Origin of the sequence: Halodesulfovibrio sp., assembly GCF_015482765.1 — a bacterium.
GTDB lineage: Bacteria > Desulfobacterota > Desulfovibrionia > Desulfovibrionales > Desulfovibrionaceae > Halodesulfovibrio.
This window is the reverse complement of record NZ_JADMLB010000054.1, coordinates 1-14,229: the sequence shown is the minus strand read 5'-3', so window position 1 is coordinate 14,229 and position 14,229 is coordinate 1. Positions and strand designations below refer to the sequence as shown.

The window sequence follows — 14,229 nt, the reverse complement described above, 5'->3', positions numbered from 1 at the left end:
GTGAAAGCTGTTGGGGAAGAGCGGCGCAGGGGTGCGTCGCTCTTTTTATTGTTTCTTTGGGAATGGTTACTGGTTGTTATCCAAAGGTTAATTTTTTGTTAAAAAAAAGCGGTAACGTTTATAAAGTGATCGTGGAAAATACTCTTAGGGGGATGAGGAGTTCATGAAAAATGCGTGTGTAGCTAATGATTTTTGTGGCTTATGAACTACATAAAAAGAGTGAGTCACTATAAAAAAAAAGTGCTACCTGCCGATCAGGGAGGTAGGACAGAATGTGATACATGCGAGGTTCAATATGATTACCGCAACATTGAATGCAGAAAATGTACTTGCTAAGCCCTTGGTACAGACTGGCGCTCAGTTGATGACCAAGCAGGAAGAGCAACAGGCACTTTCGCCAGCGCAATTCAATTCAGCTGAAGTATCTCCTGTAAGAGATACCGTTGAGTTGTCTGATGAATATCAGGCGTTGATGGCGGGAGAGGTTGCCGGTGTGCAGTTTGATGTAAATCAGCATGCGGGAATTATGAGTACTGCGGGAGAGGTTCCCACCTTTGTTGAAGTGAGCGACAGCTACACTGAGGCACGTATGAATGCCATGCCGGAGTCCCCGACAGTGGAAGACGTTAAGAAAGTGATACTGCGTAAGATGACTCGCGCAGCTGATGAAGCTTTCTTCCGGGGCGATCAACATGCCGGTGCAGTGAAGCAGGCAGCCATTGCAGCACAGATGGGTGTTTCCACTCCGCAAGCAGCACTTGATGTACAAACAGTACAGAGTGTGCAGTCAGTTTCGACTGTACAGCCTGTACCGCGTACCTCCGGGGCTGTGGGATACAAACCCATGAGTTCCCGCGCGGTTTCATCTACTGCGCAATCGAGCATCCGTGTAACAGCGTAAAACAGTACAAGCTGTTTTTATATGCTCTGTTGCCGTAACGGTAACGGTTTGAATGGCAAACCCTATGCAAATCCCTGTCGTTATAAAAACGGCTTGTATGATGTTCTACCAGTCCTTTTAATTAGGCTCCGTTCTACCGTGTGTTTTTACCGGTACACAACGGAGCCTTTTTTATGAGAATGCTTTTAGGTGGGTTTTTTTCATCTTGTTTATATATATAAACAACCGTGGTGTTTTTTCAGAGAGATCTGGTCGTATAGCATTCTTGGGGACGCATGATGCGTTATGTGGGCAAAGAAAAAGCGGTGTAGAAACACCGCCTTTTTTTGAGCTATCGAACCTTATGGGGTTGTGGGGTATAATTTGAATCAAGAGTTAGGAAGCATGCGTAGATTTGCTGAAGTACTTTCCACGTAATGTTTTTAATAGGGAGTCGTGTTTCTGCCAGAATATGTTTTTTAGACGATGTATTGTACACATGGTAGATGGCAACCACTTTCTTTGTCGTGCGGTCAAAGTAGATAATCCCATGCTGATCTTGAAACAGAATGAGTTCATCAGGAATCATTTTGGTTGTGATTGTGTTGAAATCAAAAACATGATTTCGAGTAGAGAAGGTATGAATATTACCTAGATCAAAGTTTCTTGCTCGAAGCAGATACCAGTCGCTGTCGTAGGTTGGCACAAGATCTTGTTCAAATCGTTGTGCTGGGTGAGATGCATACCGTATTAGCTCTGATCCGGCAGGTGCATTCAATGTAATGCTACCAGCCGTAATTTGCGGCATTTTGCTGCTTCCAACGACCATTGGAAGTAACTTTTCCTGTAAAGAAGCGTAGTAGGCAAGGTCTTCGGCATGTTCTTGATGTTGTAAGTTTTGGAGAGCCAAAAGACGCGGGTCATTTTTATCCACTTTTATGAATAATACCTCTTTTTTACAGCCAATTCTGCCTGACGGTGACCAAAACGTGTAGAAGAGCGTAAAAGACCGTTCGGTTTCACGTTGGAAACGGCATTCTTTTTCTGGGAAGGGAAGATCTTTATTTTGCGCTCTGCCATCCTCAATAGGAACAATAGTTTCGATATTTCTGTGAAACAGATGAATCTGTTTGTTTTCTCCGTCAAAAAAGAAAAAGTTTTTTCGAAGGTTGGCGGAATCTTTTTTGTCAGCGTTATGTAGCTGTGGAATTCCATCATTCTTTCCAGGAATGAGAGTATAGAGAATTGGGTCGGCCAAGGAGAGTTGCTTTTCTACTGAGTAAATAAATTTTTCGAAAGGACGCCGTTCGAGACGAATTTCATAGTCTGTTTTAAACTCACCAGTGTGTATTTCTGAGATAATATAGTATCCGTTTTGCGGAGCGAGAAAATTTTTGGAATAAAAGTCATCTGCAATTACTCCGCAAATAAGTATGAGGGCTGTAATGCAGACATAGGCTATAAGCTTATTTTGGGACATGAAGTAGAACCACCTTGAACATGATGAAAGCAAACATAGCTTGAGAGCTAAATAAAGAAGGAGTGTCCTTGCAGAATAGAATGAGAAAAGCAAGGGAAAACAATTGGTTTATAGCAGGAGAGTTGCGGCGGGCTACTGTGGAGATAAAGCGTGCGAAAGAACGCTAAATGAGGCGGTGCGGGCTTCACACCGCCTCAAGCAGGCACTCTGTTTATTGCAGAGTAAGTGGGCTATGGGCTATTTCTAAAGTAATCCAGCTCGGTATTCTTTACAGAGCGGATTGATTTAAAGACAACCCTTAGTCCTTGCCTTCAGAGATTTCTTTTTTGAGATGTTCAGGAAGTGCTGCATGCATTCGTACTGCAAAACTACTGCCTTCTCCCGGTTCAGATGATACAGAAATGGTTCCGCCATGTTGCTGAACCGTTTGGTTTGCGACGAATAATCCAATTCCTGTTCCCGCTGACCCCTTGGAGGAAAAGAATAGTGTAAACAGTTTTTCCCTTGTCTCCTGTGTCATTCCAGTGCCGTTGTCAGTTACAGTGAAATCAACGGTTTTACCATCCGTACACACAGTAAACTCTACACAGTATTCAGCGGAAGACCGTGCAGCTTCACACGAATCAACAGCATTTTCTAAAATATTTACAAGAGCTGAAGAAAGCCCGCCGTAGTCTGCCTCAATGGTGCCGTCTTCCGGCGCGATACAGTTGAAGGTAACACTTTTGGCTTCAGCCTTTGGACGGATGATGCTTTCAATTTCACGCACAAAGTTTGGTAAAATGATGACTTCCCAATTTAACGAACGCTCTTTTGCATAGTGCAGGATATCCAGCACCATCTTGCGTAAACGGTCGATAAGGTGAGTCAGGTCATTGAAGCTGTCTAGGACGCGTTCCGGCTTGTCCATTTTGATGCCTGAACCAAGGCGATAGATGCCGCCGTCCAAGGCAGTGAGCAGACCTTTAATTCCGTGTGCTGTGGAACCAAGCAGCAGGCCGAGGGTAGAGAGACGATCCTGCAAAGCACGAAGCTGTGTGATGTCTGTAGACATTTCCATGACTTCAGCAATATTCCCTTCAACGTCACAGATAGGAGCTGTCCATATAAGTACGTTTCGTTGCTCACCAGTTTTGGTAGTGATGACCGTTTCGTACTGATGAGTTTTCCCGTCTTCAAATGTCTTCAGAACAGGGCAGTTCGCACACGGGGTATCTCGGTGCGCATACAGTTTATGACAGCTTTTTCCTAGCGAACTTCCAAAGTCTTCACGGAAGCGGCGGTTGTTCGCAATAATTTTCAATTCTTTATTCTGTACGCTGATATAGCATGGAGACTCTTCAAACAATTGCTGGTAACGGTGACGCGTGATGCGCAGCTCTTCTTGCATGGTCTGAATTTCAGTCATGTCCGCAGCAAGTTCCAGTACGAGTTCAATTGTTCCGTCGTTATCAAGAATCGGTACAGCGTTGACCTGAACAGGAAGTTTGTTACCGTTTTTATCGGTAATAATTTCCTGAGAGGATTGCGCATCGCCGGAAAGAAGTACTCGCTCAACAGGTGAGCTGTCTGGACGACGGATCGTTTCGCCTTTGTATGCCCACCAGCTAGGCTTGCCAGTGGCAGGACCAATGCGTTCGTTGAAAAGCGGGTTACTTGAAATAATTTCACTATTCGCGTTGTGCACGGAAACAAAGCAGGGGAGCTGGTTGAACATAGAGGAGCCACCGTCAATATGGCTTACAATCGTGCGTAGGCCATCTGCAAATCCTTCTGCAATCTGTAGCGCAGCCAGTTGCCGTTCTTGCTCCACAATCTGTGTTGCCTGTTCATCAACAAGACGTTCGAGGTCGCAGGTATACTGGTTGATCTGACGGCGCATATCAATGCGTTCGTGAGCACGCTTGAGGGCAATTTCCAGAGCGTCTTCGTTGATAGGCTTTGTGATGAAGTCGGTAGCGTTGTTCTTAATACTCTGGATAGCAAGGTCCATGTCACCGTGGCCGGTAATCATGATGACTTCAGTATCCGGAGCTTGAAATTTGAAGCGTTCGAGGAGGTCGAGGCCGGTAATGCCGGGCATTTTAATATCTGTAAGTACGATTTCGGGTTCGTACTTATTAAAAAGCTCAATACCCTCTTCACCGCTTGCTGCTGTATGAACTGTATACCCTAAGTCTCGCAGCGACAGACCTAAGATTTTTCGAATGCCTTCCTCATCGTCCACAAGCAGAATCGTGTATAACATTATTCCTCCAGCCATGGGTTGAGGAGTTTCTTGTTTGTTCTTTTTTGCCTCCGGCGGTTGGGTGGAAACTTTGTAAAAGCTTCTCCCAACCCCCTTCAAAAGTTGTTAACAACGTTCCAGAAGCAGCGGTACCTTTTTCCGTATGGAAAGGGAGTGTGCCGTAGCAACCATTGGTGACGCCGTTACGCAGTTTTGAGCAAAGCAGCTACGGGGAGCTGGTTCGCGGTGAAAAGAGTATTTTTTCTCGTCGAACCTGACCGCTAAGCATTTGGGAAAACCGCCGAAGGCAAAAATAATTACTAAGCGTCTTTTTCAGCCAGCGCTTTCTTGATGATTTCAAGCAGAGCGTTGGGGTCAAAAGGTTTTTTGAGTGACGCAACAGCGTTTTTGATTGCGAGATGGATACCCGGCAAGCCGCTGATAACAATAACCGGTGTTTCTTCAAAACCCGGCTCTTTTGCCATTTTGCGGTAAAAACGTGGGCCCCATTCTTCAGGCATTTCCAGATCAAGGGTTACGAGATCTGGTTTTTCACGTTTCAGCACTTCGATACCTTCGGCACCGTTAGAAGCTGAGCATGTTGCGTAGCCATTATCTGTTAAAATATCGATGAGGTATTTAACAATATATGGATCGTCATCAATTACAAGGACTTTATGTGGCATTGTCGTCACTCCTTGGTAGTAGCAGGTTATTCGGAAACACTCTGATTTAGCAGACCACGAACTGTAGCAAGTAGCTTTTCAGGACTCGGGGGTTTTTCCACATAGGCTTCCGGTGGCGGTAATTCCGTTTCCGATATGCCTATCATGTTAAGCGCATGGGTAAAACCCTCCGGAGCCACCGCAGAAAGCATTACTACTGGTATATCTGCCAGTTCCGGCGTCGTTCTAATTCTCCGGTACATATTGATTCCGCCCCATTCGGGCATCATCACATCCAGTACGATAAGCGAAGGCTTGTTTGCCCGTGCTTTGTCGTACCCCTCACTGCCGTTACGGGCACTTTCTACCCGCATGCCACTTGTTTCGAACAGCGTCTTTAAGAACAGCCTGAAACTGAGTTCGTCATCTACTACAAGTACGCGCGGTGTATGCATGTTTCACCTCTAACCAGCATGTGTCTTTTTATGCACGCGACACACTGGCGACAGGGCAAGCAGAGCGGACAACCACCTGTTCAATGGTGCTGCCTAGCTCTGCGTCTTCTGCTGGAACTTCAGCAGTATGGTGTGCCATGATGATAAGGTCGGCTTGTTTTTCCCGTGCGAATTTCAAAATTTCTACGTACGGGGTGCCTTCCCATATTTCTACATCATAGTTGTCATAGTCTTTCAGCTTGGAAACATAACGCTCATCAATTTTCTTCTGTGCTGTTTCAAGCTGGCGTTCGATGTCCGTTTGAGACGGGAAAAGACCCATCTTAGAGCTGGACATATCGAATGCGTGGAAGATGTTGAGTTTTGCGCCGATTTGCTCAGCAGTAGTGCGTGCAAACTCGAAAGCATTATCGGCTGCTGCTGAGAAATCAGTACAGTAGACAATGTTTGAGAAGAGTTTCCAGCAGGTTGTGCATGGTCTGTTTACGATAAGTACGGGACATTTTGCCAGACGGGCTACTTTTTCCATAGTGCGGCCAACAATAGAGCGGGAGCGGGCAGACTCTGGATCATCGTCACGGGTATTGGCGCCCATAACGATAAGGTCTACACCTTCTTTGCGAGCAAAACGCAGAATTTCGGTAGCCGGAACGCCTACAGCAAGTTCCAACGCAGTGTTTTCGTAATCGGCCAGCTGGGCTGAGTATGTTGTAGTGAGTTCTTCCATCACCCAGTCACGGTAATCAGCATCTACAGTTTCCTCTTCGCCGCTGCGAAGGTCGGTAACAGTGTTGCTGAAGCCTCGGGATGGAACGCCAAGAACATGCAGGGCAAACAGTTTAGCATTGTTTTTTTGTGCGAGATCAAAAGAAACCTTGGCTGCGTTATCGCAAGCGGGGGAAGCTGATGTAGCGAACAGAATTTTCTTAAACATATGCTACCTCCTAAGGCTGCATGTAAGGGAGCCGCCTTGAAAACTGAGTTCCCAGGCAATTCCTTCGATTACTTCGAAGAGAGAAAACGTGGTGTTACAGTAAAGCTCACTTGTTCTGTCTCCGAATAGTACATGACGCATTTGGCCAAGTGTAAATGGCATATCCAACAGACTTTCGAGACGGAAGAACCGTAATTCGTGTCTGCCTTGGGTGTTTATGCCGCGTACCAGAGTATGGATGTTCATTTCCGGCGTACCGGGAGCACCTGTCATCTCCAGTTGTCTATAGAGTTCCAAATGCGTGAATTCCTCTGTCGTGCATCCTGAATCTTTGCAGGCAGCCGCGTCGTCGCAGGCTCCCTGCAAAAAAGGATTCAGGCGAAGTACATCTGGATACGCAGAAAACAAGGAGAAGAACGAGCGTAGTGTCACTGCATCTTCAAGCACCACTTTGTGGCTGAGGCAGCTGATAACATCTGTTATTTTAGTGCCGTTCAGCTGGAGAGATCCATCGTGAGCAAGAGTGAGTTCTTCCATGCTGCTTCTCCTGTTTACATGCTATTTTTCCGGCTGGTGACAGGCTTTACACTGTACCGGGCCTTTATTCTGTTGTTCGTGGCAGGTGATGCACTGTAAGTGGAAAGCTCTACGCAACGGAGTTACGCCTTTTTGCTTTTTCACTGTGTGGCAATCTGCACATGGAAGTTCTTCGTCATATTCAAGAACTTTTTTACCGTCTTCGCTGCCGTGGTGGCATGCTTCGCAGTTTTCATCCAGACCGGCTTTTTCGTTATGCGGGTCATGGTCAAATACTGCTGGTGCATACTTAAACGGAGCAAGCTCTGGTACATCCATTCTGCCTTCCGGCATGCCTTCAGCCATTGCGGATGCTACCGGAACGGTCAGCACCAAGGCGAAGACCATCAGTATCGAAGTGAATACTTTGTTCATGGTGCTCTCCATTTATTCCGGTTTTTCCATTAACTCATAAATGAGGTCACCGAGGAATTTCAGTTCAATTCCAAGGTCGTAATGGTGGATAACATCCTCAAGACCGCCGTGACAGTTGTGACACGGAGCAATGCAGATTTTAGCGCCGGTTGCTTTAAGCTGGTTTGCTTTAGCAAGGTTGCCTTCTACACGTACTTTTTTGAATGGAGGTCCACAGTTGATAACACCGCCGCCTGCTGAACAACAGTAGTTGTGTTCGCGGTTAGGGTACATTTCTACGATGTTGTCACACAACTGGTGTGCAACGTAACGCAGTTTGTCCATAAGGCCGTAGCCGCGGATGATGTTACAAGGGTCATGAATGGTGACTGGTTCCTGAATTTTACCAGTAAGCTTGATGCGACCCTGTTCAAAGAGCTCAGCAAAGAACTCAATAGAGTGTACAACAGGTACCGGATAATCTTTCCAACCGAGCCAGCGGTTACCGTTATCGTAAATGGAGCGGAATGCGTGACCGCACTCACCCATAACAATTCGGCTTACTTTCAGTTTCTGAGCAAGTTCAAAGTGCTGACGCTTCAGGCGACCCATCATTTCAAAGTCACCGGAATACATGCACATGTCACTGTTATCCCAGCCCGGCATGGACGGCATAGTCCAGTCGCAGCCAGCCTCATTCATAATTGCAGCAGCCTGATAAATGAGCTGTGTACGGAATTTTGGTTCCGGTGCAATTACGGAGTAGTAGAAGTCTGCGCCTTCTTTATCCATTGGAATACGAAGGTTCGGGAATTCTTCACGCGCTTCATCTTCCTGCCAGAAAAGGCTGTCTACCCACTCGTCATCTTTTACCCACATCTGGTTCATGGTAGCAGAGTGAGAATGTGCTGTATCCTGAATGTACTGCGGAGTTACGCCAAGTTTATGGCAGAAACGGCGGATAGTGGTCATAATATATGCCACATCAATACCGATAGGGCAGTAATGAACACAGCGGCGACACAGGTTACATTCAGTGTATGCAATCTGTGCCATACCGTAGATGTCATCAGGAGTTACTTTGCCGTCGTTGGCAAGTAACTTTGTCATGGTTTGTGAGACCTTACCGACTGGAGAGTAGGAAGGATCATCGCCATGAGATACGAAGAAGTGACAGGCCTCTGCGCACATGCCGCAACGCATGCAGCTTTCAGAAAAAGCCTTTAATTTGGCACCGGTTTCATTATCAATGAGAGCTTGAAAGGTCTGCTGAATTTTATCAGTAGTAAGCTTGCTTACACCGTAGGCAAGACCTTCATCCTCAATTTTTCTGTCTTGAATACTCATTATTTCCTCCAGTCCCGTTACCAGTCTTTGCAGTGGCGTACGCCGCCGAATTCAGATCCGATGTAGGCTCTGGTGAACAGGGCAAACAGGATATGAGCAAGACGGGTGAACGGAATGGCAACGATAAGAGCTTCTGCTGTGAGTACGTGCAGCAGTGGCATAATTTCTCCGCCTACGCCCCATGAACCAAGTATTGCTGTAACAAACGGTGCAGCAACAAGACCAAGGCTTACCCAGTCGTTGGTTCGGGTAACAAAGCGGACAGTCTTATTAGTTACGCGACGGTAAACAAAGTAACAGCAACAGGCGATAACAATAAGAGTAAGAGCATCAGCAGCAGCTGTCGGCAATGTCGGGTAGGTAATACCGAACGCGTTTTCCAACAAAATCTGATGAGGGGTTACAAAGATAACCAGAACAACAAAGCAAATATGAAATACAAAGGTAACTGCAGTAAGAACTGGGTTTGTCTTCCAACCAAGTGATTTGTAGGGAATAAGCCAGTTTGCAATTGAGCGGAGACTAAATTTCCAGCTCATGTAGGCTACAGATGACGCATCTTTTTGTTTTGCAAGGGTGTACATGGACCACAGGCGCCATACTGCGGTTACAGCCAGAATAATAAAAGCTGCCCATGCTAACGGTCCTACAGCAAAATTGTAGAGACTGTTCATAGCGAAATCTCCGGTCGGTTATTTAGGCACATTAGCGACAACACGCAGAGCTTTTCCGTCGTGGAGGCCACGAACAAGAACTTTGCTGCCGTCTGCGTTAAAGATAGGATCAAAACACATATCGAACTCGCCACCGACTGGTTTGCCGTTTACGAGAACATTGTAGCGTCCGTTTTTACGCACTTTTGCAGCAACCGCTTCGCTGTTCGGACAGAACACCGGTTTCCACGCCATGTCGTAAGAGCCATCCCAAACGGAACCGTTTACACAAACACGCCAGTCTTTATTCAGTGTGTTTGCCAACGCAGCAGCCTTTTTACCATCAGGAGAAACAGCAAGATCTGTAACAACAGGAGAGCGCATTTCCCAAGGTTTATCGTTAGCTGCAACGGTGAATTTTCCGTATTCTGGAGCAACAATAGCGTAGAGGTTTTCACCATCTTCACTGAACTGGTGGTGCCAACAGTTAGCGTAGGTAGCTTGCCAAATGAGTTGTCCGTCCTTAGCCATTCCCCATTTTCCACCCTGACGAACAGGAGCAACAACATGCTTTCCGTCCGGAGTAAAAAGAGGTTCCCATACACCCTGATACGTATTTTCCCAGAGAGTGTTATCTACAATAATACTGTAATCGTAGAGGGTGAGTCGCACCTGAGCGGCAACACGGTAGGCATTGTTGTCGAAAACAGGTGTCCATAAATTCATGAGATTGTTATCCCATGCAACGCCGTCTACTGCGATAGAGAAAATGCCGCTGCGGAATGTTTTAAGATCAGCCTGACCCATAGACTTGACCTGAACAACAGCTGCAGATTTTTTCCCGTCGGGGCTTATCGCGAAGTTGTTAGCGTTTTCAAAAAGGGTTTCCCAGATTGCTCCGTTCACAGACATGCCATACTCCATGTCCTGCTGAACTGCTGTAGCAACGTTTTTGCCGTCAGCACTGAACAATGGGGACCAGACAAAACCGTAAGTTTCTTCCCATGGTTTGTCTGCTACCATTACGGTCCATTCTTCGTCCTGCATTGCATAGCAGCACAAATCACCGTTGGTAGTGTAGTTAAGTTCCCACAATTTTTCGAATGTGTTCTCAGAAACACTGTCATTCGTCCGTATTGAGAACTCAGCATCATCTAAGCATACTACGGCAGAAGCCTTTTCCCCATCAGGAGAAATAAAAATCTCTTCCTGCCATTTGTGGTCGCTGTTGGGTGTCATGTCCGCAATGGTGCGCTGACCGACCTCCCAATTCCACGTTTTCGTTTTATACATGCTGGCCTCCTTGGCCATCCAAGGGTTAACAGACGTGCCTTTTACCAACACACACGGCAAAAGGGGAAAATATAGTTGCAAACTATATTTTCCTATTACGTTCACAACATAGCACATAGGTATGAAAAAACGTTCAAAAAAAATGAAAATAATACGTAACGAAATTAGTCGAGAATACCTTTTTATGTACTGGTGCTTTATAATACCTCTGAAAACAGCATGTTAGAAACTCTATTATTGTGATTATAACTATACCTATTTAGTATGTAACTCCTTCTGCAGTTAGATCTACGTTTCTTTTTGACACCAAATGCACAAAGTGGAGTATAATGGTAGTAAATAAATGCAGTAAACTATTTTGAAATACAAAATACATTCTCATTATTATACAGAATATCACACTGTATTAGTTGGTAAAAAGAGTAAGAGAGAAAAGCTTTTTTCTACACAAGAGGTAGAGAATAGCACGGTATAATAAAGCGAATAGTGAGTTTGGAATACAAAATAGTGACCTGAAATATGAATAAAAAAATTGGATTAGAGAGTTCTTCTGTGACAAAAATAAAGTGCACTAGTCTGGTATACAAATAATGAATTAAATTTCAGTGTGTTAGTGGTTGACCGCTGACTGATATTGGGTGCAGTAGATAAAACGCAAAAAAAAAGCCTGAAGCGTATATATAATGATACGTCCAGGCTTATGGATACAGGTTTCTTAGAATTAGGTGGAGGATGGAATCAGCAAACAGCGTCCCTTACTCCATGCCATGCATTGGTCTGCCATACATTTGCCGTGATCAGAATTTTCATCCTTGAATCTAAAAGCAAAGTCGGCATTTCCCAATTGAAACGGGCAGATAAGCTTTTTAGCTTCTTCCGTAGAGCGCTTAGGTTGTTGCATAAAAAAATCTCCAAGTGTTGCTTATGCCACATCGGAAAAAAGATTTTTATTATAAGGTAACCGGATTGGCTGTATTCGAGGGACTTACTCGGTTGCTCAAAGAGCATGATTTGAGTGTAAGTAAGGTAGGTAGTAGGCCAAAAAAAAGCGGCTAGTTTTTAACTAACCGCAAACGTGTTCCATGGTGGTGGGGGGAGGATTTGAACCTCCGAAGGCGTACGCCGACAGATTTACAGTCTGTTCCCTTTGGCCACTCGGGAACCCCACCATGTATGGTCTTGCTAGGAGCAATGTTCCTTGGCAACGGATAGTTCTCTACGCATGGTGGAGGAATTTGGCAAGTGAAAAGGTTTGTTTTTCTAAACTTTACCCTTAGGGTAACCGCTGTTTACAACAGAAAAATGAATAAAATGCAAAATAATGTTTGCAAATTTAAACTAGAAACTTTAGCCAACACGTTAGAATTTTTCGTTATGTGATTTTGATCAAAAAAATTAGAGACTAGAAGCGATAAAAAAGAAGCAACGCACATCATCTCGTTTAACGGATTCGGCATGCTGCACAGGTAATCAGAATTCGCCAGTTCTTTTTGCTGCATACCCTACGCATGGCATTATTTAGACGTTAACGAGAGGAGAACCAAATTAATTTACGGAGGGGCAAATGTCTAAAGCAACACAAAAGACCGAGCCGAAGAGCAGATACTTTTCGGACAATTTATTCAGTTTGATGGCTGAATTGGCAGAAGAGATTGAAGCACTGCCAACCGGCTTGCAAAAGCGTTTAAACGGTGTGGCTGATCAACTTCTCAGTGAAGTATACAGTCAGGCTAAATTTGAACGTTCTGTACCGGTAACCCAACGTCCACAATAACTGTAGAGCATATCGTTGTTCCATTCCCTACATTTTACGGCTGTCATTTTTTAGCTACCGTATTCATGGGGCGATGATTTTGTACCAATTTTTATTTTAATCAGTTTACCATCTCTGTTGCTGTTGAACTGGTTAAAACATGCTACTTATTTCGATGAATGTAACTGTTTCGGTTTTGACATCGATAGTCAGTGCTTAGACAAGTTATTTGCGGAAAAAATTGAAGTGAGTATTTAGAAATGAGAAAAAGCCAGTCTTAGACTGGCTTTTTTTATTTTATATGAACACAAAGTAAGAAAAATATTTTTAGGCACTATGGAGTAATTGATTTACATGTCATAAAGCAATATTAACTATTGCCTACTCTATTTTAGTTGCGTAGAAAAAATGAAAATTGCACGATGCTGCTTATTTGCAAGAGGCATGCTGTGCTTATTGCTTTAATGATGAAGAATAATATTGTGTAGAGTATGTTTTATGCTGGCCTGTGTTGTGTATGACATGGAGCGTGGCAGTGGTTGTACAAGACATGTGTAAGATGGAGTAGCGTACTTTTTTAGTAGGCTTTCTATAAAAAAAGCCAGTCTTGCGACTGGCTAGCTTTTTGAGTGGTGGTGGGGGGAGGATTTGAACCTCCGAAGGCGTACGCCGACAGATTTACAGTCTGTTCCCTTTGGCCACTCGGGAACCCCACCTGTTCGTTGCTGAAAGATCTCTTTAACAACAGGGACGGGTTCTACGCAGGTCGTGTAAGTTTTGCAAGCAAAAATATCTTGTTAACAGATTAATTGGAAATGAAGTATGTCTCGAGATCTGAAAGGTGTTAGTCCGGCAAAACGATTGAGTCGTTTTTGTGGTTACAATGTTCTTGTAATATTTTTTGTTGTGTCTTTATCCGGTTGTGTTCCGCAGTTGCTGGGAACAGGGGCTGTTTTAGATCTGCTGGGAAGCATAAACTATTCTTTTTTATCTTTGTTCATTGATGCCAAGACTTTTAATATTCCACAGGAAAGCTACTTGGATGTTGTAGAGATTTTAGGGAAGGAAAAATCGAGTCCATACTCATTCGAGTTTGTAGATGAGTCTTCAGACGGTGTATCCAGTTATAGCTATGGTGATGCGCAAATCAATGTGATTGCGGATCAAGGTTCAGGGGAAATAACGCAAGTACAGTTGATTGGTGGTAAGACTATCGTAAAGTTCTTGGCGATGCTTTCTCAAATGGCGTTTCGGCCTGATATTACGCCTGAAGAATTGGAACGCTATGTAGCAGGGCTGGGATATGATCCAGAAGAGGCAGAAGACTTTTATTGTTATGAAGCAGAAGATAACTTCAGTTACCGATATGTCATGTTATCTGATAGCGATTTAGATGTCGTTGTTATCGCAGCTGAGTCTCCGTATCTTGTACGGTTTGCTTTTTCTGCTTTGCAATATGCGATGCGCAATTTTGAAGAGTTGCTTTCAGAAGATACAAAAAAAGCCAGTCTAGTGACTGGCTAACTTTTTGAGTGGTGGTGGGGGGAGGATTTGAACCTCCGAAGGCGTACGCCGACAGATTTACAGTCTGTTCCCTTTGGCCACTCGGGAA

The 14,229-nt window shown here is 44.6% G+C and carries 14 protein-coding genes and 2 tRNA genes; 3 read left to right on the top strand and 13 right to left on the bottom strand.

The genetic code is table 11. The features are described 5' to 3' along the window. Positions 1–295 precede the first annotated feature (295 nt). A complete protein-coding gene (locus QZY95_RS09070) occupies positions 296–901 on the top strand; it encodes a hypothetical protein (protein ID WP_290922513.1) in 606 nt (201 codons plus the stop codon). A gap of 331 nt (positions 902–1,232) precedes the next feature. Here QZY95_RS09070 and QZY95_RS09065 read toward each other — a convergent pair whose 3' ends face one another. The 12 genes from QZY95_RS09065 to QZY95_RS09010 form a co-directional block, all read right to left on the bottom strand. Then, entirely contained in the window at positions 1,233–2,360 is a 1,128-nt protein-coding gene (locus QZY95_RS09065) for a hypothetical protein (protein WP_290922510.1), read from the bottom strand. Between the two features lie 298 nt (positions 2,361–2,658). Next, positions 2,659–4,608, bottom strand: coding sequence for a response regulator (locus QZY95_RS09060; RefSeq protein ID WP_290922507.1), 1,950 nt, complete (start codon positions 4,606–4,608; stop codon positions 2,659–2,661). A gap of 299 nt (positions 4,609–4,907) precedes the next feature. Further along, positions 4,908–5,273: a DVU0259 family response regulator domain-containing protein gene (divK, locus tag QZY95_RS09055; protein ID WP_290922504.1), complete on the bottom strand. Its 366-nt coding sequence runs from the start codon at positions 5,271–5,273 to the stop codon at positions 4,908–4,910. A gap of 26 nt (positions 5,274–5,299) precedes the next feature. Next, positions 5,300–5,707, bottom strand: coding sequence for a response regulator (locus tag QZY95_RS09050; protein ID WP_290922499.1), 408 nt, complete (start codon positions 5,705–5,707; stop codon positions 5,300–5,302). Between the two features lie 28 nt (positions 5,708–5,735). After that, a complete protein-coding gene (locus QZY95_RS09045) occupies positions 5,736–6,641 on the bottom strand; it encodes a universal stress protein (protein WP_290922494.1) in 906 nt (301 codons plus the stop codon). Between the two features lie 3 nt (positions 6,642–6,644). Beyond that, a complete protein-coding gene (locus QZY95_RS09040; RefSeq protein WP_290922489.1) occupies positions 6,645–7,178 on the bottom strand; it encodes a hypothetical protein in 534 nt (177 codons plus the stop codon). A 21-nt stretch (positions 7,179–7,199) separates the two neighbouring features. Further along, positions 7,200–7,592 carry an acidic tetraheme cytochrome c3 TmcA gene (gene tmcA / locus QZY95_RS09035; protein ID WP_290922483.1) on the bottom strand — a complete coding sequence of 131 codons (393 nt, stop codon included), beginning with the start codon at positions 7,590–7,592 and terminating at the stop codon, positions 7,200–7,202. A gap of 12 nt (positions 7,593–7,604) precedes the next feature. Beyond that, on the bottom strand, positions 7,605–8,918 hold the full coding sequence (gene tmcB / locus QZY95_RS09030; protein ID WP_290922478.1) for an electron transfer complex ferredoxin TmcB: 1,314 nt from the start codon (positions 8,916–8,918) through the stop codon (positions 7,605–7,607). A gap of 17 nt (positions 8,919–8,935) precedes the next feature. Then, on the bottom strand, positions 8,936–9,592 hold the full coding sequence (gene tmcC, locus QZY95_RS09025; RefSeq protein WP_290922473.1) for a TmcC family electron transfer complex membrane anchor subunit: 657 nt from the start codon (positions 9,590–9,592) through the stop codon (positions 8,936–8,938). Positions 9,593–9,610: 18 nt separating this feature from the next. Further along, a complete protein-coding gene (tmcD, locus tag QZY95_RS09020) occupies positions 9,611–10,864 on the bottom strand; it encodes an electron transfer complex subunit TmcD (RefSeq protein WP_290922470.1) in 1,254 nt (417 codons plus the stop codon). A 721-nt stretch (positions 10,865–11,585) separates the two neighbouring features. Continuing rightward, positions 11,586–11,765 carry a hypothetical protein gene (locus QZY95_RS09015; RefSeq protein WP_290922468.1) on the bottom strand — a complete coding sequence of 60 codons (180 nt, stop codon included), beginning with the start codon at positions 11,763–11,765 and terminating at the stop codon, positions 11,586–11,588. A 182-nt stretch (positions 11,766–11,947) separates the two neighbouring features. Then, positions 11,948–12,033 (bottom strand) — tRNA-Tyr (locus QZY95_RS09010). Between the two features lie 395 nt (positions 12,034–12,428). On the opposite strand from QZY95_RS09010, the gene QZY95_RS09005 reads away from it, so the two are divergent. Beyond that, a complete protein-coding gene (locus tag QZY95_RS09005) occupies positions 12,429–12,638 on the top strand; it encodes a hypothetical protein (RefSeq protein ID WP_290922465.1) in 210 nt (69 codons plus the stop codon). Between the two features lie 609 nt (positions 12,639–13,247). On the opposite strand, the gene QZY95_RS09000 is transcribed toward QZY95_RS09005, so the two are convergent. Beyond that, positions 13,248–13,333, bottom strand: a tRNA-Tyr gene (locus QZY95_RS09000). A gap of 106 nt (positions 13,334–13,439) precedes the next feature. Between QZY95_RS09000 and QZY95_RS08995 the strand changes: the two genes are divergently transcribed. After that, positions 13,440–14,141, top strand: coding sequence for a hypothetical protein (locus QZY95_RS08995; protein ID WP_290922463.1), 702 nt, complete (start codon positions 13,440–13,442; stop codon positions 14,139–14,141). Positions 14,142–14,229 lie beyond the last annotated feature (88 nt).

Bases quoted from the DNA above. Each gene is read 5' to 3' on its own strand.
- QZY95_RS09015 (WP_290922468.1), bottom strand. From the start codon at position 11,765: ATGCAACAACCTAAGCGCTCTACGGAAGAAGCTAAAAAGCTTATCTGC.
- QZY95_RS09070 (WP_290922513.1), top strand. From the start codon at position 296: ATGATTACCGCAACATTGAATGCAGAAAATGTACTTGCTAAGCCCTTG.
- QZY95_RS08995 (WP_290922463.1), top strand. From the start codon at position 13,440: ATGTCTCGAGATCTGAAAGGTGTTAGTCCGGCAAAACGATTGAGTCGT.
- QZY95_RS09005 (WP_290922465.1), top strand. From the start codon at position 12,429: ATGTCTAAAGCAACACAAAAGACCGAGCCGAAGAGCAGATACTTTTCG.
- QZY95_RS09050 (WP_290922499.1), bottom strand. From the start codon at position 5,707: ATGCATACACCGCGCGTACTTGTAGTAGATGACGAACTCAGTTTCAGG.
- tmcC (WP_290922473.1), bottom strand. From the start codon at position 9,592: ATGAACAGTCTCTACAATTTTGCTGTAGGACCGTTAGCATGGGCAGCT.
- divK (WP_290922504.1), bottom strand. From the start codon at position 5,273: ATGCCACATAAAGTCCTTGTAATTGATGACGATCCATATATTGTTAAA.
- QZY95_RS09040 (WP_290922489.1), bottom strand. From the start codon at position 7,178: ATGGAAGAACTCACTCTTGCTCACGATGGATCTCTCCAGCTGAACGGC.
- QZY95_RS09045 (WP_290922494.1), bottom strand. From the start codon at position 6,641: ATGTTTAAGAAAATTCTGTTCGCTACATCAGCTTCCCCCGCTTGCGAT.
- tmcB (WP_290922478.1), bottom strand. From the start codon at position 8,918: ATGAGTATTCAAGACAGAAAAATTGAGGATGAAGGTCTTGCCTACGGT.
- QZY95_RS09060 (WP_290922507.1), bottom strand. From the start codon at position 4,608: ATGTTATACACGATTCTGCTTGTGGACGATGAGGAAGGCATTCGAAAA.
- tmcA (WP_290922483.1), bottom strand. From the start codon at position 7,592: ATGAACAAAGTATTCACTTCGATACTGATGGTCTTCGCCTTGGTGCTG.
- QZY95_RS09065 (WP_290922510.1), bottom strand. From the start codon at position 2,360: ATGTCCCAAAATAAGCTTATAGCCTATGTCTGCATTACAGCCCTCATA.
- tmcD (WP_290922470.1), bottom strand. From the start codon at position 10,864: ATGTATAAAACGAAAACGTGGAATTGGGAGGTCGGTCAGCGCACCATT.